Raw genomic sequence first — 16,785 nt, forward strand, 5'->3', positions numbered from 1 at the left:
GCAGCTTCGCTGAGAGAGTCCCTTTGAACCTGATTGAGGTCATCCTCGCGCAGGGAAGCAGGGTGGGCAGCGCGCGCTATGGCGCGCATGGCCCGGCCGGGTTTCTGCGCGAGCACGCAGAAATGGGTCATGGCAACACACACAACCTCAAGTGACGCGGCGCACGCGTCCAATGCCTCGGTTCCCGTGGCGGAACGCATTTTCACCTTCACCGATGCCGCCGCGCTGTGGTTCAGTCTGGGGGTGGGGCTGCTGGTCATGCAGGTGGGCGCGTATCTGCGGCCGGGCTTGAGCCTGCCGCAGGCGGCCGGGGCGATTGCGCTGGGGTCCTTTCTGGGCGCGGGTTTGCTGGCCTGGGTGGCGGGGATCGGCAGCCGACACGGTCTGTCGAGTTCGGCGCTGATCGGGCGCACGCTGGGGCAGCGCTTCGCCATGCTGCCGGTGGCGCTCAATGTGGTGCAACTGCTGGGCTGGACGGCGTTCGAGCTGGTGATCATGCGCGACGGCACCCGCACCATCGTCGAGCAGGTGTTCGGTGCACGCGGGGCTTGGGTGCCCGTGGTGGCGACGCTGGCCTGGGGCTCGCTACTGCTGGTGCTGGCCAGCGGGCGGATGATCGGGCTGGTGCGGCGTTTCGTCAGCCGCGCGGCAATGCCGCTGATCGTCGCCTCGCTGCTCTGGCTGAGCTATCAGTTCGGACTCAAGGCCTGGCAGCACGGCTTTGCCGCGCTGTGGGCGCAGCCGGGCGACGGTTCGATGAGCTTGCTGGCGGCAGTGGATCTGGTGATCGCCATGCCAGTGTCGTGGCTGCCGCTGGTGGCCGACTATGCCCGCTACGGACGCCACGCCGGCGCCACGGCGCGCGGCACGTGGCTCGGCTATGCCGCGGCGAACATCTGGTGTTACGCGCTGGGCGTGCTGGTCATCAGCGTGTCGCCTGCCAATATCGACATGCTCAGCACCCTGCTGCTGGCTCAGGGCGGGCTGATTGCGCTGGGTTTCATTTTGGTGGATGAGGTGGACAACGCCTATGGCGACGTGCATTCGGGCGCGGTATCGACCAACTTTCTCAACGGCCGCTGGAGCATTCGTCGTATTGGCATGACCTTGGTGCTGCTGGCCACCGCGGCGGCGTTGGCGCTGCCGATGCACGCACTTGAGCCCTTTCTGCTCACCCTGAGTTCAATTTTCGTGCCGCTGTTCGGCGTGGTGATCGCGCAGCTGGCACCGGGTTTGCCGCCGCAGAGCAACTGGCGCTGGGGGCCGATGAGCGTGTGGTTACTGGGCATCGGCGTGTTTCAGTTGGGCACGGTCTGGTGGCCGAATTGGGGCTCGGCCCTGCCGAGCCTGGCCTTCACGCTGCTGGCGGCGGGGGTGCTGCGCTGGCGCGAGGCGCGGGCGCCCGCGGCGGCTTAGAGCGGCAGGCGCTTCGTCGCCAAAGGTGCGTGACCGTGGTTGAGCGGGCCGTGGCCGTGGCCGAGTTGCATGTCGGCCCCGGCGAGCAGCGCTTGTCGCACATAGTCCCGACCGTACGCCACGGCATCGGCCAGCGTTTCGCCCAGGGCGAGATAGCACGCGATGGCCGATGACAGGCTGCAGCCCGTGCCGTGGGTGTTGCGCGTGGGGATGCGCGGCGCTTCCCAGCGCCGCACTTCTCCATCGGGCAGACGCAGCAAGTCGGTGAGCTGCGGGCCGGGCAAGTGGCCGCCCTTGAGCAGCACCGCGTGAGCGCCCAGCACATGCAGCCGATTGGCCGTGTCTTCCAGCGCGTCGGCGTTGATGGTGTCCAGCCGCAGTAGCCAGGCGGCTTCGTCGAGGTTGGGGGTGATCAGCGTGGCGAGGGGAAAGAGCTCATCAACGAGCCGATCCACGGTGGATTCGGTGATCAGCTTGTCGCCGCTGGTGGCGACCATCACCGGGTCGAGCACCACATGGGCGAAACGATGGCGGCGAATGGCCTCGGCCACCACCCGCACCACGCCCACATCGTGCAGCATGCCGATTTTCACCGTATCCACGCCGATGTCTTCGACTACCGCGTCGATCTGCTGCGCGAGCAATTCGGGCGGCAGCGCCTGGATGGCGCGCACGCCTTGCGTGTTCTGCGCCGTGATGGCGGTGATGGCCGTCATGCCATAGCAACCCAGCGCCGCTATGGTTTTGAGGTCGGCCTGGATGCCGGCGCCGCCGCCGCTGTCGGAGCCAGCGATGCTCAGCACGCGGGCGTAACGCGCGACGGCAGGGGTGTCTTGCAGGGGTTCGGTCGCGTTCATGAATGGACGAAGGTGGACGAGTCGGTGAGCTGGCGCAAGGCTTGCGCGGCGGCAGCGGGGTCGGGCGCGGCGCACAGCGCCCGCACCACGGCCAAGCCATCGGCGCCTGCGACCAGCACTTGCGCCGCATTGTTCAGATCAATGCCGCCTATGGCGATCAAAGGCAGATCGGTGAGGGCACGCATCGCCCGCAGCCCTTCGAGGCCGAGTGCGGGGGCGGTGTCTTGTTTGCTCGGGGTGGAAAACACCGGGCTGACGCCGAGGTAATCCACCGGCATGTCGGCCGCCGCGCGCACCTGCTCGGGGTTTTCGACCGACAGGCCGATGAGGGCGTGCGGCATCAACCGTCGCACGTCTTCGGGCGGCAGATCGCTCTGGCCGACATGCACGCCGTCTGCGCCCACGGCCAGCGCCACATCGAGCCGGTCGTTGATGATCAGCGGCACCCCCAGCGGTGCGAGCAGGGCCTTGAGCGCGCGGGCACGTTCGACGAAAGGCCGGGTGTCGAGCTGCTTTTCGCGCAACTGCACGCAGGTGGCCCCGCCCCTCACCGCTGCGGCGACCACGGCCTCAACGCCACGCGGGCCGCACAGGGCGGCGTCGGTGACCAGGTGCAGCCGCAGCGCGGCCAGGGGCCAGCGACGGGAAGCTTCAGTCATCGGCTTGCAGGCGCAGCCGGGCGTGGAAGGTTTCGGCGTCCAGAAGTTGCAGGCCGTCGAGCAGGGCGATCTGCAGCTGGCCGACGCCACGGCCCTGCGCTTGCACTTGCGCGGCGGCGACTTCGCCGACCACGCCGAGATAGGCCATCGCGGCGACGGTGGCGTGAAACGCGTCGGGCTGCACGGCGCAGAAAGCACCGATCAGCGCCGTGGCTGAGCAGCCCACGCCCGTGACTCGGGTCATCCACACATGCCCGTTGGACAGGCGCACATGACGGCCATCGGGCGCGAGGATATGGTCGGTCGCGCCGCTCACGCAGACCACAGCGCCCAGGCGGGCGGCGAGCGTGCGGGCGGTCTGCACCGCGTCGTCCGACGCGGCGGCGCTGTCCACGCCGCGGGTGGCCGCCTCCACCCCGGCGACACTGAGAATCTCCGAGGCGTTGCCGCGCAGCACCGTGGGGCTGCCTGCGGCGAGCAACTCGGCAACGGCGCGGTTGCGGTAGGGCGTAGCTCCGGCACCCACCGGGTCGAGCACGACCGGAATGCCGCGCCCGCGCGCCGTCTGCAACGCCATGACCATGGCCTCGATCCACTCCGGCGACAAAGTGCCGATATTGAGCACCAGCGCCTGAGCGATGCCGGCCATGTCGCGAACCTCTTCGCGGGCGTGCGCCATCACCGGCGCGGCGCCCAGCGCCAGCAGGGCATTGGCGTTGTAATTCATCACCACGAAATTGGTGATGTTGTGCACCAGCGGTTGTTGCTGGCGCACGGCGAGCACATCGGCCCAGAGAGAGTCGGCATTAGGGGATGGCATGATTTTGAGCAGCGAAGTCGAGCCCCGATTATCGCCGCGCGCGGCGCGGCCGCAGGCCGTCAGGCGCGGTGATAGGGATGGCCGCTGAGCAGGCTGTGGGCGCGGTAAAGCTGTTCGGCCAGCAGCACCCGCACGAGGCCGTGGGGCAGGGTGAGGTCGGAGAGCCGCAGCAAGGTGTCGGCCTTCTGTTTGAGGCGCGGGGCCAGGCCATCCGCGCCACCGATGACCAGCGCGACGTCGCGGCCCTCCTGGCGCCAGTGCTGCAAGGCTTCAGCCAGCGCGGCGGTGGTGAGACGCTGACCGCGTTCATCGAGGGTAACGAGGCGCGCGCCCGCAGGCATTGCGGCCTCGATGCGCTGCGCCTCGCGTTCCATCACCGCTTCGGCGCTGATGCTGGAGCTGCGCGCCTCTGCCTTGATCTCCTTGAGCAGCAGGGGCGTTTCGGGCGGCAGGCGCTTGGCGTAGTCGGCATACGCTTCGTCCACCCAGTGCGGCATGCGCTGGCCCACGGCGAGCAGCCAGAGTTTCATGCTGGGACTAACGGCGGGTCAGCCAGCCGTGAGGCGGTCAGGACGCCCGTTTTTTGGCCGCAACGCGCTTGGTCGGCGTTGGGGGCGCAGCTTTCTTGGCCGCGGGACGCTTGGCCGCAGCAGCGGTGGTTTTGCGCGCGGCGGGTCGTTTGGCGGCAACCGGCGTCTCGGCGGGCTGTGCCCGCTTGCGGGCTGGTGTCACCGGGGCGGAGCGAGCGCCCGCAGCCGTGCCGACCACGCGGGTCACGCGCTTTTTCTCGGTGCCGGTTTCGCCATACGGCGAGGTGCGCACGGGGGCGGTTTTCGCCGCGGCCTTCTTGGCGGCCGGACGCTTGCGGGCGACGGTTTTGCTGGCCGCGCTCTTGCGGGCCGCGGTTTTCCGAGCTGGCGCCTTGGTGTCGTCTTCAGGCTTGTCGGGGCGGCTGTCCGGACCCTTGGCGGCCACTTTCGCGCCGACCCGTTTGGCGCCGCCGAGCTTGAGGTGAACCGGCTTGGCGCCCCACAGTTCTTCGAGCTTGTAATACGCACGGATCGCGGGCTGCATGATGTGCACCACCGCGGCGCCGCAGTCCACCAGCACCCACTCGCCGGTTTCTTCGCCTTCGGGGTTGCGCACATCGAATCCGGCGGCTTTCACGCTGTCGCGCACACTGCTGGCCAGCGCGCGCGTCTGGCGGTTGGACGTGCCGCTGGCGACGATGACCCGGTCGAACAGGCTGGTGAGTTCTTCGGTGTTGAACACCTCGATGTCCTGGGCCTTGACGTCTTCCAGAGCGTCGACGATGGTGCGTTGCAGTTTGCGGATATCCATGCTGATGAGTGCGTTATGAGTGCGTGTAAAGGCGATGTTGATCAATGTAGTGTGCCACAGCGGCAGGCGCCAGCCCGGCGAGCGATTCGCCTTGGGCGAGATGGCGGCGGATGCGCGTGGCCGAGAGATCAATCTCGGGCATGGACAGGCGGTGCAGGAGATGCCCGCTGGCGGCTAGGGCTTCAACGAGTTGAGGCGGCGCCTTATCGTCGTAGCCCGGTCGCCGCGCGGCGGCCAGATCGACCTCGGACACGATATCTTCCCAGCCATTCCAGGTCGGGAGGTTGCGCAACTGATCGGCGCCCAGAATGAAGGTGAACGCCGCGTCTGGATGCGCGGCGCGCAACTCGCGCACGGTGTCGATGGTGTAGCTCGGCCCCTGGCGCTTGAGCTCGATGTCGCAGGCGCGCAGACCGGTGCGCCCGGCGATGGCGAGGTTCACCATGTCCCAACGCTGTTGCGGGCTCGCCGCCAGCGGATCGCGCTGCCAAGGCTGCCCAGCGGGGATGAACCAGACAGCGTCGAGCGCCAACTCGCTGCACGCGCTCTGCGCGAGTTGCAGGTGCGCGTTGTGAATCGGGTCGAAACTGCCGCCGAGCAAACCGATGCGCCGGGGCGTTGCCGAGGCGACGCCACTCATGCAGCGGCCCAGTCCCGCGGCTTGAGAAAGGTGTCGTACAGCTGCGCCTCGGGCGAGCCCGCCTCGGGGTGCCAGTCATAGCGCCACTTCACGATAGGCGGCATGGACATGAGGATGGATTCGGTGCGCCCGCCCGACTGCAGACCGAAGTGCGTGCCGCGGTCCCACACCAGATTGAACTCGACATAGCGCCCGCGGCGGTAGGCCTGGAAGTCGCGCTCGCGTTCGCCGTAGGGCAGGGCGCGACGCCGCTCGACGATGGGCACATAGGCCGGCAGGAAGGCATCACCCACGGCGCGCATCAGGGCGAAACCCTGCTCGAAGCCGCCCTCGTTGTAATCGTCAAAAAACACACCACCGATGCCGCGCGGCTCGTTGCGATGCTTGAGAAAGAAGTATTCGTCACACCACGCCTTGAAGCGCGGATAGTGGTCATCGCCAAACGGCGCAAGCGCCGCCTGGCAGGTGCGGTGAAAGTGGCGGGCGTCGTCTTCGAAGCCGTAATAAGGCGTGAGATCCATGCCGCCGCCGAACCACGCCACCGGCGCCTGGCCTTCGGGCTCGGCCATGAGCATGCGCACATTCATATGCACCGTCGGCACATAGGGGTTGGTCGGGTGGAACACCAGCGAAATGCCCAGCGCCTCAAACGGCGCTCCCGCCAGTTCGGGCCGGTGCTGCGTGGCCGAAGGCGGCAGCTTGGGGCCGCGCACATGCGAAAAGTTGCAGCCCCCGCGCTCGAGCAGACCGCCAAACTCGATCAGACTGCTGATGCCCTCGCCCTGCAGCGGCGAGTCGGCGGGGCGCGTCCACGTATCGCGGCGAAAGGGCTGACCGTCCGCAGCTTGAAGCGCTTCGAGGATGCGGGCCTGGAGATCGAGAAGGTAAGAGCGGACCTGTTCGGTTTGCATTGCGGCGGTTTGCATGACAGTAAAGCCCGCGCCATGCGCCAGGCTCATTTCAGAAGGTCACAATTCTTTCACGATTGCCGAGCGCCCGACGCGCAAAACAAAAGCCCAGGCGCTGGCCTGGGCTTGGGTGTTTGGTGGACCGAAGGAGGATCGAACTCCCGACCTCTGCATTGCGAACGCAGCGCTCTCCCAGCTGAGCTATCGGCCCGAAAAACAAAATCATAACCGACGCCGGGAAGCGGGATCGATTGCCGGGGGTGGGGTGATTGGTAACGAACGGTATCTCAGGTGGTGAGGTGCGACTTCCCGGCCTACCATCGAGTCGTCATAAATCCGTATTCGAACCCGGTGGGGTGGGATGATGCGTTACGACGCTGCGGTGCTCGACCGCCAATTCAACAATCGTGAGCTGGTGCCCGACTGGGCCGACTATCTCGCGCGCTGGAAGCGCGACTCGCAGGAGGCGCGGTTGAACTGGCCCTGCCTGCTCGATCTGCCGTATGGCGATTCGATTGCGCAGACGCTGGACTGGTTCGCCCCGGCCGCGACGGGGTTGGCGCCCTGTCTGGTGTTCATCCACGGGGGCTGGTGGCGTTCGCTGGACAAGGCTGATCACAGTTTCATCGCGCCGCCGTTCGTGGCGCGCGGGGTGCATGTGGTGGTGGTGAATTACGCACTTGCCCCCGGGGCGCCGTTGCAGCAGATCGTGGGCGATGTGGTGCAGGCGCTGGCGTGGGTCTGGCGACGGGCGGAAGACTTTGGCGTGGATCGTTCTCGCATCGTGTTGGCGGGGCATTCTGCGGGTGCGCATTTGGCGGCCATGATGCTGGCCTGTCGCTTCGATTGGTACGGCGACGATCTGCCGGCCCAGATTCCGGCGGGTGCTCTCGCGTTGTCGGGGGTGTACGACCTGGAGGCGGTGCGCAAGACGGCGTTTTTGCAGCGCGATCTGAAGCTCACGCAACATTCGGCGCGGGCGATGTCGCCGGCGTGGTTGCCTCCCGCCGGGCCGGCTGCGCTGGCCTTGGCGGTGGGCGCTGACGAGTCTGAGGCTTTTCACGCGCAGGCCCGGTTGATGCACCGCCACTGGCCCGGATCGGGCAAGACGCTGGTCGTTCCGGGCGCGCATCACTTTTCGGCGCTGGACGCGCTGGCGCAGCCGGGGTCTGCGTTGCACAGCCGTCTGTGGGATCTGATCGGGACGCGAGGGCGCGAGCGCTTGAACGAAACCGCCGACGCTGCCAACACCGCTGATACCGCGCAAGACCTCACTCCGGCCGATTGAGTCCGTCCTGTTGCGACTCCAGCACCCGCAACAGGCTGGAGGTGTCGTCCCGTCCCCAGCCGGATTGCATCAGCGCTTCGAGCTGACGCTGCACCTGTTCCAGTGCGGGCAGATGCAGCCCAGCAGCCTGGGCCGATGCGGCGATCAGGCCGAAGTCCTTGGCGTGCAACCGGGCTTCGATGCCCGCGGCGAAATCGCGTTCGGCCATCTTCGGGCCCATCAGATCGAGCATGCGGCTGCCGGCAAAACCTGTGGAAATGGCGCCAAGCACCGCGTGGGCGTCCACGCCTTGTCGCGTGGCATAAAGCAAAGCCTCGGCGATGGCTTCGATGGTGACGACCTGAATGAGTTGATTGCAGGCCTTGGCTACCTGGCCGCTGCCGCTGGGCCCGACGTGGCGCACGTTTTGGCCGAGGGCGCGCAGCAAGGGCAGGGCGCGGGCGAACACTGCGGCATCGCCGCCGACCATGATGCTCAGGCTGGCTTGCTTCGCGCCGTTCACGCCGCCCGACACGGGGGCGTCGAGAAAATGCAGCCCGGCGGCCTGCAGGGCCTGCCCGATTTCACGCGCCCCTTCCGGTGAGATGGTGCTGTGGTCGACGCACACCGCGCCGGGCTGTGCGCCGTGCAAAGCACCCTCCGGGCCGCAGAGCACATTGCGCACGTCTTCGGTCGAGGTGACGTTGGTGAAAATGAACTCGGCGCCGCGCGCGGCCTCTGCCGGGCTGGCGCAGAGCTGAACGCCCAGCTCGGCCGCGGCAGCGCGGCTGCTGTCGCTGCGGGCATAGGCTTTGGCGCTGCAGCCCAGTTGCAGCAAATGGCCCAGCATGGGCGCACCCATGGCACCCAGGCCGATGAAAGCAATGGAAGTCGTCATGTCGGACCAGTTAGAGTTTGGTTTGCCTTTTGCTTCGCGGCCTCAAAATATCGGCAAAGGTGGACGAAAGGGCGAGCGGCATAAGCAAGGATAAGGAAGGCATAGGGGCCTTCTATAGCCTGAATTGAAAGTGTCCATTGGACGTTCAGGGACGCGTTCTCTACAGTGTGCACTGCAACATAAATGAAGGTAAAACCTTCTCTACAAGGTCGGCGACAGCCGAACGTCAACAGCAACCTCAAGGAGTTTCACATGTCTTTGATCAACACTGAAGTCAAACCTTTCAAGGCCACCGCTTTCCAGAATGGCAAGTTTTTCGACGTGACCGAGGCCAGCCTGAAGGGCAAATGGTCGGTCGTGGTGTTCTACCCCGCCGACTTCACCTTTGTCTGCCCGACCGAGCTTGAAGACCTGGCCGACAACTACGACACTTTCAAGGCTCTTGGGGTGGAAATTTACAGCGTTTCGACAGATACGCATTTCGCCCACAAAGCCTGGCACGACACCTCCGAAGCGATCAAGAAGGTGAACTATCCGATGATCGGCGACCCGACTGGCGCGCTGACCCGCAATTTCGATGTGATGATCGAAGAAGAAGGCTTGGCGCTGCGCGGCACCTTCCTGATCAACCCGGAAGGCGTGATCAAGCTGTGCGAAATTCATGACAACGGCATCGGCCGTGACGCCAAGGAACTGCTGCGCAAGGTTCAGGCCGCGCAGTATGTGGCCTCGCATCCGGGCGAAGTCTGCCCGGCCAAGTGGAAGCAAGGCGCGGCCACGCTCAAGCCTTCGCTGGATCTGGTCGGCAAGATCTGATTTTCAGCCCCCCGTAGAGCCTGGCCCAGTAGTCAGTAGTCTTTGGGTCAGGCCGCGTCTCTTTGAATCGGCACGCGGCGCACGGCAATCCGCCGGACGAAGCAGTGGCCTATTCCTGCCCGACCCCCACCCGCATCCCGAAGGAGCACGCCATGCTCGACGACACCCTGCTTTCGCAACTCAAGACTTACCTGGAGCGCGTCTCTCAGCCGTTCACGCTGGTCGCCTCTCTGGACGATAGCGAGAACGCGGCGCAGATGCGCACCCTGCTGGAGCAGATCGCGAGCCTGTCCGACAAGATTTCGGTGCGGTTCGACGGCACCGACGCGCGGCGCCCGTCCTTCGCTCTGGAGCGTGTCTCGGGCCCGGCGCAGCATCTGCGGTTTGCCGCGATTCCGCTGGGCCATGAGTTCACCTCGCTGGTGCTGGCGTTGTTGTGGACTGGCGGCCATCCGCCCAAGGTCGAGGCGGAGACCCTCGAGGCGATTCGCCAGCTCGACGGCGACTATCGCTTCGAGGTGTATATGTCGCTGAGCTGCCATAACTGCCCGGACGTAGTGCAGGCGCTGTCGCTCATGGCGGTGTTCAACCCGCGCGTGCAAACGGTGGTGATCGACGGTGCGCTGTATCAGAGCGAGGTCGAGTCGCGGCAGATCATGGCGGTGCCCACGGTGTATCTCAATGGCGAGCTGTTCGGCAGCGGGCGCATGGATGTGGAGGAGATCGTCGCCAAGCTCGACAGCGGCTCTGCGCAGCGCGACGCCGCCAAGCTCAACGCCAAAGCGCCTTACGACGTGCTGATTGTGGGCGGTGGCCCCGCTGGCGCGGCTGCCGCGGTGTACGCGGCGCGCAAGGGCATTCGCGTGGGGCTGGCAGCCGAGCGTTTCGGCGGACAGGTCAACGACACATTGGCGATCGAAAACTACATCTCGGTGCTGGAAACCGATGGCCCGAAATTCGGCATGGCGCTCGAAGCGCATGTGCGGCAATACGGCGTGGAGATTCTCAATCAACAGCGCGCCGATAAGCTCATTCCCGCAGAGCACGAAGATGGGTTGATCGGCGTGCAGTTTGCCCACGGCGGCCGCCTTCAGGCGCGCAGCGTCATCCTCTCCACTGGCGCGCGCTGGCGCAATGTGAACGTGCCGGGCGAAGCCGAGTACCGCAACAAGGGCGTGGCGTACTGCCCGCATTGCGACGGCCCGCTGTTCAAGGGCAAGCGGGTGAGCGTGATCGGCGGGGGCAACTCGGGCGTGGAAGCCGCCATCGATCTGGCGGGTCTGGTGGCGCATGTCACTCTGCTGGAATTCGCGCCCGAGTTACGCGCTGACGCGGTGCTGGTGAGCAAGCTGCGCAGCCTGCCCAATGTCACCATTCACACCAACGCGCAAACCACCGAAATCACCGGCGACGGCAGCAAGGTCAACGGCCTCACCTACACCGACCGCGCCAGCGGCGCCAGCCATCATCTGGAGTTGGAGGGCGTGTTCGTGCAGATCGGCCTGGTGCCCAACACCGAGTGGCTCAAGGGCGTGGTCGAGCTCAGCCGATTCGGCGAAATTGTGGTGGATGCCAAAGGCCAGACCTCGGTGCCCGGCATCATGGCTGCGGGCGACGTGACGACCGTGCCCTACAAGCAGATCGTCATCGCCGCGGGTGATGGCGCCAAGGCCGCGCTCAGCGCCTTTGACTATCTCATCCGCACCCCGGCGCCGCAGAGGGCCGAAGCCGTGGCCGCCTGATGGGATAACTGCGCGGGGCAGGCCGTCGATACACTTGTGCAGCACTCTGACTTCGTGAGAACCGATATGCTGTTGATGGTCCTGTCCCCCGCCAAATCGCTCGACTACACCACCCCGCCTACGACGTCCATCGCCACCCAGCCGCAGTTCACCCTGCAGGCCAAGGTGCTGGTGGACGGGCTGCGCAAGCAAAGCCCGCAGCAGCTCAGCGCGCTCATGGGCATTTCCGACAAACTCGCCGCGCTCAACGCCGCGCGCTTTGCCGAATGGCAGCCCAGCTTCACCCCGCAAGACAGCAAGCAGGCGGTGTTGGCATTCAATGGCGATGTGTACGAAGGGCTCGATGCCCGCAGTCTGAGCGAAGCCGATCTGAAATGGGCACAGCAGCATCTGCGCGTGCTCAGCGGGCTTTACGGCGTGCTGCGCCCGCTCGATCTCATGCGGCCCTACCGCCTGGAGATGGGCACGGCCTGGCCCAATGCCAAGGGCAAGGATTTGTACGCCTATTGGGGGACGCAAATCGCCGAAAACCTCAACGCCGAATTGGCTGGCGGCAAGGGCGAGCCGGTGCTGGTGAATCTGGCTTCCGATGAATACTTCCGCAGCGTGGATCGCAAAGCGCTCAAGGCGCGCGTGGTGCAGCCGCTGTTTCAGGACGGCACGCCCCAGACTGGCTACAAAATCGTGAGCTTTTACGCCAAGCGTGCGCGCGGGCTGATGGCGCGCTATGTCATTGAGCATCGCTTGACTCATGTGGATGCGCTCAAGGCGTTCGACAGCGACGGCTACCGCTTCGTGCCCGAGGCCTCCAAGATTGATCAGTGGGTTTTCCGCCGCGACAAGGTTTCCGCATGAACGCATCGCCGGTTTTGACGGTTTACGGTTTGACCCAGTGCGACACCGTCAAGCGGGCGCGGCAGTGGCTGCAGGCGCAGGGCGTGGATTTTCAGTTTGTCGATTTCAAGAAAACCCCGCCCAGTGCCGCGCAGATTTCAGCCTGGGCCGAGGCCGTCGGCTGGGAGGCGCTGCTGAACAAGCGCGGCACCACCTGGCGCAAGCTCGATGCGGCTACGCAGGCCCGCGTGGTCGATGCGCCTAGCGCGGTGGCGGTTCTGGCGCAGCATCCCAGCGCCATCAAACGGCCCGTGGTCGAGACGGGCGGGCAGCTTCTGGTCGGGTTTGACGAAGCCGCCTGGCGCGCCACGCTATCCCATTTTTGAAGCTTTTCTCATAACAGACGCCGGGCGAGTTCACTGCCCAGCGCCAGCAGGGTGAGGGTGGGCGGCAGCCCCCAGGGCTCGGGAATGACCGAGGCGTCGCACACATGCAGATTCGGGCTGTGGCAGCTTAGGTTTTCGTCGAGCATCTCGCCCAGACGCACGCTGCCGCCGGGGTGCGCCGCCACCCAGGGCGACACATAAGGCTTGCCCGAACCGGCGGCCTTCAACACCGCGCGCGCCTGCTCCACGCCCGTGCGCATCTTCAGTCGGTCGCCCGGCCCGAAGCGCCGCCAGGGGCGCCCGTGCGGGTCGATGCGGCCTTCGATGTCATCGCGGATTTTCACCATGATCATCGCCGTGTGGCCGTAGCTGAGCAACTGATCAGGCCGACCGGCAGCCCAAGTGAAGGCGCGGAAAAAATTGGCCGGAACCGTGATGTCCGACAGCATGTAGCCCGCGTCGGCGTTGAAATAACCCGCTGACATGGAGATGTCGTGCGGGCGTCGCAGAGCCGGCACGTGGCCCATGACAATGCGCAGCGGGTCGCAGAAAAAACCGTCACCCGCCTGCTCCACGCCGCTGTGCTGCAGGATGGCCGGGCTGGCAATGCCGCCCGCACTCAGAATCACCCGTCCCGCGCGGAAGATTTGCGCCGCGCCGCTCTGGTGTTGCGCTTCCACCCCGATGGCCCGGCCCTGTTCGAACAGCACGCGCGTGACCCGAACGCCGGTCTGCAGATCCGCGCCGTGGCGGATCGCCTGCTGCAACAGCGTCTGCGCCGACCAGAAGGCCTCCGGCGGGCAGATACCCTGTGCGCAGCGCGACTGGTCGATCATCTTGGGCAGCGGCTGCCAGGGCAGACCCAGAGACTCTCCAGCCTGCATCAGCAGGGAAGGAATCGGCGTGAGCAGATCGTCGCGCAAAGGGGCATGCGGCAGTTCGGACTGCACCCGTTCGAGCGCGGCGGCAAGGTCGATGCCGTGACGGGCAAACATCGCCAGCGGCGGAGGCGTGGCGGTGTGATAGAAGGTGACCGATCCGCCGCCCACCCGCAGGCTGCGCAGCAGCACCACACCGGGCGCGATGTGCATCGCCTCTTTGCGGCGCAGGAGTTTGAGCAGGTTGGTGCCGGGAGGCGGCCCCGAGCCCTGTTCCAGAATGCGCACCCGCGCACCGGCGCGGGCCAGATCGCGCGCCACCATCGCGCCCGCCGGGCCCGATCCGACCACGAGAACGTCGGGGATCGGCGCGGCGTCTGTCATGCGGGTGCGCTGTGGCGAGAGCGCTCAGAGGGTGTGAATGAATCCGGCGTGGCCGAGCAACGTGCCCAAACGCCTCCGATCAAGGCGCAAAGCGCAGCCGTGCCCGTCGGCACGGCGCTCAGTTACGACACCGAGTGCAACGCCGAGCGGGGGTGTTTGGGCGCGAGGAGTGGGCATGGCTGACTGGTTCACACCCTCTTAAGCCGCCAGCAACTGCCGCAGCACAAAGGGCAGGATGCCGCCGTTGCGGTAGTAATCGACCTCGATCGGCGTGTCGATGCGCAGCTTGAGTTTGACCTGCTGCTTGCTGCCGTCCGCCCGGGTGATGGTCAGCAGGGCGTCCTGTTGCGGCCGCAGGGTATCGCCCAGATCGATGGCGAAGATCTCGTCGCCCTTGATGCCCAACGACTCCCACGAATCATTGCCGAGGAACTGCAGCGGCAACACGCCCATGCCCACCAGATTGGAGCGGTGGATGCGTTCGAAACTGCGCGCCACCACAGCCTTCACGCCCAGAAGCTGCGTGCCCTTGGCCGCCCAGTCGCGGCTGGAACCCGTGCCGTATTCCTCGCCAGCGAAGATGACCGTGGGCGTGCCTTCGGCGATGTACTGCATCGCGGCATCAAAGATGAACATCTTCTTGCCAGACGGCTGGAACAGGGTCACGCCGCCTTCCTCACGCGAGCCGTCGGCCCCGGCCGGAATCATCAGATTCTTGATGCGCACATTGGCGAAGGTGCCGCGCATCATCACCTCGTGGTTGCCGCGGCGCGAGCCGTAGGAGTTGAAGTCGGCCTTGAGCACCCCGTTGGCCTGCAGCCATTGTCCGGCGGGCGAGGTTTCCTTGATCGGGCCTGCGGGCGAGATGTGATCGGTCGTCACCGAATCGCCGAACAGTGCCAGCGCGCGTGCGCCCTGCACCTGCAGCGACGTGGCCGCAGGCTGCATGCCGAACCCGGCGAAGAACGGCGGTTCGGCAATATAGGTGCTCTTGGGCCAGTCGTACACCTGCCCCTTGACGCCTTCGATCTTCTTCCACAGCTTGCCCGGCTGCGTGGCGACCTGCGCGTAGTTCTCGCGGAACACCTTGGGGTTCATGGCGAACTTCATCAGCTTGTCGATTTCTTCGCTGCTCGGCCAGATGTCGCCCAGATAGACCGGCTTGCCGCCCTTGCCATAGCCCACAGGTTCGGTCATCAGGTCGCGGCGCACCGTGCCGGCAATGGCATAGGCCACCACCAGCGGCGGGCTGGCGAGGAAGTTGCCCTTGATATTGGGATGGATGCGCGCTTCGAAGTTGCGGTTGCCCGACAGCACAGCGGTACACACCAGATTATTGGCGGTGATGGTGGACTCGATGTCGGGCGCGAGCGGCCCGGCATTGCCAATGCAGGTGGTGCAGCCGTAGCCGGCAAGGTAGAAGCCCAGCTTTTCGAGGTAGGGCAGCAGGCCGGCTTTTTCGAGATATTCCGTCACCACGCGCGAGCCGGGGGCCAGCGAGGTTTTGACGTGTTTTTTCACCTTCAACCCGGCTTCGACGGCCTTTTTGGCGAGCAGCCCGGCGGCCAGCAGCACGCTGGGGTTGGAGGTGTTGGTGCAGGAGGTAATGGCGGCGATGAGCACGTCGCCATCGGCGATTTCGATGCCTTCACTGGTTTTGAAGGTGCGGCTCAGGCGGTCTGCAGGCTGGTTGAAGCCGTTGTCGGCCACCGGCGCCGAAAACAGTTTGTCGAACTGATGGCTGACTTCGCTCAGGGCAATGCGGTCTTGCGGCCGTTTGGGGCCGGCCAGCGAGGGCTCGACCGTACCGAGATCGAGGGTGAGAGTCTGCGAGTAATCGATCTGCCCGGCCTTGGGCACGCCGAACAGCTTTTGCGCCTTGAAATAGGCCTCGAACAGCTCGATCTCGCTTTTGGTTCGGCCGGTGCCCTTGAAGTAGTCGAGGGTCTTGTCGTCCACCGGGAAAAAGCCCATGGTCGCGCCGTATTCAGGCGCCATATTGCCGATGGTGGCGCGGTCGGTGACCGACAGGCTGGCCGTGCCTTCGCCGAAGAACTCGACGAACTTGCCGACCACCTTGGCCTTGCGCAGCATTTCGGTGATGGTGAGCACCAGATCGGTGGCGGTGACGCCGCCGCGCAGCTGGCCCTTGAGTTCCACGCCCACCACGTCGGGGGTGAGGAAGTAAACCGGCTGACCGAGCATGGCGGCTTCGGCCTCGATACCGCCCACGCCCCAGGCCACCACGCCGATACCGTTGATCATGGTGGTGTGGCTGTCGGTGCCCACCAGGGTATCGGGGTAGGCGACGCCGTCCTTGGTTTGATGCACACCGCGGGCGAGGTATTCGAGGTTGACCTGGTGCACGATGCCGAAGCCCGGCGGCACCACACCGAAGGTATCGAAGGCCTGCATGCCCCACTTCATGAACTGGTAGCGCTCGCGGTTGCGCTGGAACTCGATCTGCATGTTCAGGTCGAGCGCCTTTTTGGTGCCGTAGTTGTCGACCATGACTGAGTGATCGACCACCAGATCGACTGGCACCAGCGGTTCGATGGACTTGGGGTTTTTGTGTTGTTGCGCGGCGGCGTTGCGCATCGCGGCCAGATCGACCAGCAGCGGCACGCCGGTGAAGTCTTGCAGCACCACGCGGGCGACGACGAAAGGAATTTCATCGGTGCGGGCGGCGTTGGGCTTCCAGTTTGCGACCTGTTTCACATGCTCGGCGCTGACTTTCTTGCCGTCGCAGTTGCGCAGCACCGACTCCAGCACGATGCGGATGGACACCGGCAGCCGAGACAGATCCGTGCCCAGTTCTTTGGCGAGTTGCGGCAGGGAATAGAACGATGCGGACTTGCCCGAAGCGGTCTTGAAGGTCTTGCGCGTTTTGGCGTAGGCGTGGGCGGGCGCGGCGCTGGCGGGTTTGGTGGGCATGGAGG

The 16,785-nt window shown here is 65.6% G+C and carries 18 protein-coding genes and 1 tRNA gene; 8 read left to right on the plus strand and 11 right to left on the minus strand.

Annotated features, from left to right (window positions below; all coding sequences use genetic code 11):
* The first annotated feature begins 23 nt into the window (after positions 1–23).
* Positions 24–155, plus strand: a complete 132-nt coding sequence (locus B3H47_RS15375) for a hypothetical protein (RefSeq protein ID WP_422664345.1) — start codon at positions 24–26, stop codon at positions 153–155.
* Positions 130–1,416, plus strand: coding sequence for a purine-cytosine permease family protein (locus B3H47_RS07625; protein WP_286986626.1), 1,287 nt, complete (start codon positions 130–132; stop codon positions 1,414–1,416). The genes B3H47_RS15375 and B3H47_RS07625 overlap by 26 nt, the downstream gene beginning before the upstream one ends.
* On the opposite strand, the gene thiD is transcribed toward B3H47_RS07625, so the two are convergent.
* The 8 genes from thiD to B3H47_RS07665 form a co-directional block, all read right to left on the minus strand.
* Entirely contained in the window at positions 1,413–2,273 is an 861-nt protein-coding gene (gene thiD, locus B3H47_RS07630; RefSeq protein WP_286986627.1) for a bifunctional hydroxymethylpyrimidine kinase/phosphomethylpyrimidine kinase, read from the minus strand. The genes B3H47_RS07625 and thiD overlap by 4 nt on opposite strands.
* Complete coding sequence (thiE, locus tag B3H47_RS07635; RefSeq protein WP_286986628.1) at positions 2,270–2,932, minus strand: thiamine phosphate synthase; 663 nt, start codon at positions 2,930–2,932, stop codon at positions 2,270–2,272. The genes thiD and thiE overlap by 4 nt, the downstream gene beginning before the upstream one ends.
* Positions 2,925–3,752, minus strand: a complete 828-nt coding sequence (thiM, locus tag B3H47_RS07640; protein WP_286986629.1) for a hydroxyethylthiazole kinase — start codon at positions 3,750–3,752, stop codon at positions 2,925–2,927. Before thiM ends, thiE begins: the two co-directional genes overlap by 8 nt.
* Before the next feature lie 59 nt (positions 3,753–3,811).
* A complete protein-coding gene (gene rlmH / locus B3H47_RS07645; RefSeq protein WP_286986630.1) occupies positions 3,812–4,282 on the minus strand; it encodes a 23S rRNA (pseudouridine(1915)-N(3))-methyltransferase RlmH in 471 nt (156 codons plus the stop codon).
* A 37-nt stretch (positions 4,283–4,319) separates the two neighbouring features.
* Complete coding sequence (gene rsfS / locus B3H47_RS07650; protein WP_286986631.1) at positions 4,320–5,093, minus strand: ribosome silencing factor; 774 nt, start codon at positions 5,091–5,093, stop codon at positions 4,320–4,322.
* 13 nt (positions 5,094–5,106) lie between these two features.
* Positions 5,107–5,733 carry a nicotinate-nucleotide adenylyltransferase gene (gene nadD / locus B3H47_RS07655; protein ID WP_286986632.1) on the minus strand — a complete coding sequence of 209 codons (627 nt, stop codon included), beginning with the start codon at positions 5,731–5,733 and terminating at the stop codon, positions 5,107–5,109.
* Positions 5,730–6,659, minus strand: coding sequence for an oxygen-dependent coproporphyrinogen oxidase (gene hemF / locus B3H47_RS07660; RefSeq protein WP_276726909.1), 930 nt, complete (start codon positions 6,657–6,659; stop codon positions 5,730–5,732). Before hemF ends, nadD begins: the two co-directional genes overlap by 4 nt.
* Positions 6,660–6,776: 117 nt before the next feature.
* Positions 6,777–6,852, minus strand: a tRNA-Ala gene (locus tag B3H47_RS07665).
* Between the two features lie 150 nt (positions 6,853–7,002).
* Between B3H47_RS07665 and B3H47_RS07670 the strand changes: the two genes are divergently transcribed.
* A complete protein-coding gene (locus B3H47_RS07670; protein WP_286986633.1) occupies positions 7,003–7,929 on the plus strand; it encodes an alpha/beta hydrolase in 927 nt (308 codons plus the stop codon).
* Here B3H47_RS07670 and B3H47_RS07675 read toward each other — a convergent pair.
* Positions 7,913–8,806 (minus strand): NAD(P)-dependent oxidoreductase, encoded by an 894-nt coding sequence (locus B3H47_RS07675; protein ID WP_286986634.1) that lies wholly within the window; start codon positions 8,804–8,806, stop codon positions 7,913–7,915. The two genes, B3H47_RS07670 and B3H47_RS07675, sit on opposite strands and share 17 nt — an antisense overlap.
* A 252-nt stretch (positions 8,807–9,058) precedes the next feature.
* On the opposite strand from B3H47_RS07675, the gene ahpC reads away from it, so the two are divergent.
* The 4 genes from ahpC to B3H47_RS07695 all read left to right on the plus strand — a co-directional run bounded on the left by ahpC (position 9,059) and on the right by B3H47_RS07695 (position 12,584).
* Positions 9,059–9,622, plus strand: coding sequence for an alkyl hydroperoxide reductase subunit C (ahpC, locus tag B3H47_RS07680; protein ID WP_013106625.1), 564 nt, complete (start codon positions 9,059–9,061; stop codon positions 9,620–9,622).
* Between the two features lie 152 nt (positions 9,623–9,774).
* Entirely contained in the window at positions 9,775–11,364 is a 1,590-nt protein-coding gene (ahpF, locus tag B3H47_RS07685; protein ID WP_286986635.1) for an alkyl hydroperoxide reductase subunit F, read from the plus strand.
* A gap of 69 nt (positions 11,365–11,433) precedes the next feature.
* Positions 11,434–12,219 (plus strand): peroxide stress protein YaaA, encoded by a 786-nt coding sequence (yaaA, locus tag B3H47_RS07690; protein WP_286986691.1) that lies wholly within the window; start codon positions 11,434–11,436, stop codon positions 12,217–12,219.
* Positions 12,216–12,584, plus strand: a complete 369-nt coding sequence (locus tag B3H47_RS07695; RefSeq protein WP_286986636.1) for an arsenate reductase — start codon at positions 12,216–12,218, stop codon at positions 12,582–12,584. The genes yaaA and B3H47_RS07695 overlap by 4 nt, the downstream gene beginning before the upstream one ends.
* Positions 12,585–12,592: 8 nt before the next feature.
* On the opposite strand, the gene B3H47_RS07700 is transcribed toward B3H47_RS07695, so the two are convergent.
* Positions 12,593–13,846: a GMC family oxidoreductase N-terminal domain-containing protein gene (locus B3H47_RS07700; protein ID WP_286986637.1), complete on the minus strand. Its 1,254-nt coding sequence runs from the start codon at positions 13,844–13,846 to the stop codon at positions 12,593–12,595.
* A gap of 33 nt (positions 13,847–13,879) precedes the next feature.
* On the opposite strand from B3H47_RS07700, the gene B3H47_RS07705 reads away from it, so the two are divergent.
* Positions 13,880–14,029 carry a hypothetical protein gene (locus B3H47_RS07705; protein WP_286986638.1) on the plus strand — a complete coding sequence of 50 codons (150 nt, stop codon included), beginning with the start codon at positions 13,880–13,882 and terminating at the stop codon, positions 14,027–14,029.
* 15 nt (positions 14,030–14,044) lie between these two features.
* Here B3H47_RS07705 and acnA read toward each other — a convergent pair whose 3' ends face one another.
* Entirely contained in the window at positions 14,045–16,780 is a 2,736-nt protein-coding gene (gene acnA, locus B3H47_RS07710; RefSeq protein WP_286986639.1) for an aconitate hydratase AcnA, read from the minus strand.
* Positions 16,781–16,785: the final 5 nt, after the last annotated feature.

The organism is Thiomonas sp. UBA7699 (genome assembly GCF_002482605.1).
GTDB classification, from domain to species: domain Bacteria; phylum Pseudomonadota; class Gammaproteobacteria; order Burkholderiales; family Burkholderiaceae_C; genus Thiomonas; species Thiomonas arsenitoxydans.

Excerpts from the sequence above, each read along its gene's own strand:
- B3H47_RS07625 (WP_286986626.1), top strand. The coding sequence starts at position 130 with ATGGCAACACACACAACCTCAAGTGACGCGGCGCACGCGTCCAATGCC.
- thiD (WP_286986627.1), bottom strand. The coding sequence starts at position 2,273 with ATGAACGCGACCGAACCCCTGCAAGACACCCCTGCCGTCGCGCGTTAC.
- thiE (WP_286986628.1), bottom strand. The coding sequence starts at position 2,932 with ATGACTGAAGCTTCCCGTCGCTGGCCCCTGGCCGCGCTGCGGCTGCAC.
- thiM (WP_286986629.1), bottom strand. The coding sequence starts at position 3,752 with ATGCCATCCCCTAATGCCGACTCTCTCTGGGCCGATGTGCTCGCCGTG.
- rlmH (WP_286986630.1), bottom strand. The coding sequence starts at position 4,282 with ATGAAACTCTGGCTGCTCGCCGTGGGCCAGCGCATGCCGCACTGGGTG.
- rsfS (WP_286986631.1), bottom strand. The coding sequence starts at position 5,093 with ATGGATATCCGCAAACTGCAACGCACCATCGTCGACGCTCTGGAAGAC.
- nadD (WP_286986632.1), bottom strand. The coding sequence starts at position 5,733 with ATGAGTGGCGTCGCCTCGGCAACGCCCCGGCGCATCGGTTTGCTCGGC.
- hemF (WP_276726909.1), bottom strand. The coding sequence starts at position 6,659 with ATGCAAACCGCCGCAATGCAAACCGAACAGGTCCGCTCTTACCTTCTC.
- B3H47_RS07670 (WP_286986633.1), top strand. The coding sequence starts at position 7,003 with ATGATGCGTTACGACGCTGCGGTGCTCGACCGCCAATTCAACAATCGT.
- B3H47_RS07675 (WP_286986634.1), bottom strand. The coding sequence starts at position 8,806 with ATGACGACTTCCATTGCTTTCATCGGCCTGGGTGCCATGGGTGCGCCC.
- ahpC (WP_013106625.1), top strand. The coding sequence starts at position 9,059 with ATGTCTTTGATCAACACTGAAGTCAAACCTTTCAAGGCCACCGCTTTC.
- ahpF (WP_286986635.1), top strand. The coding sequence starts at position 9,775 with ATGCTCGACGACACCCTGCTTTCGCAACTCAAGACTTACCTGGAGCGC.
- B3H47_RS07695 (WP_286986636.1), top strand. The coding sequence starts at position 12,216 with ATGAACGCATCGCCGGTTTTGACGGTTTACGGTTTGACCCAGTGCGAC.
- B3H47_RS07700 (WP_286986637.1), bottom strand. The coding sequence starts at position 13,846 with ATGACAGACGCCGCGCCGATCCCCGACGTTCTCGTGGTCGGATCGGGC.
- acnA (WP_286986639.1), bottom strand. The coding sequence starts at position 16,780 with ATGCCCACCAAACCCGCCAGCGCCGCGCCCGCCCACGCCTACGCCAAA.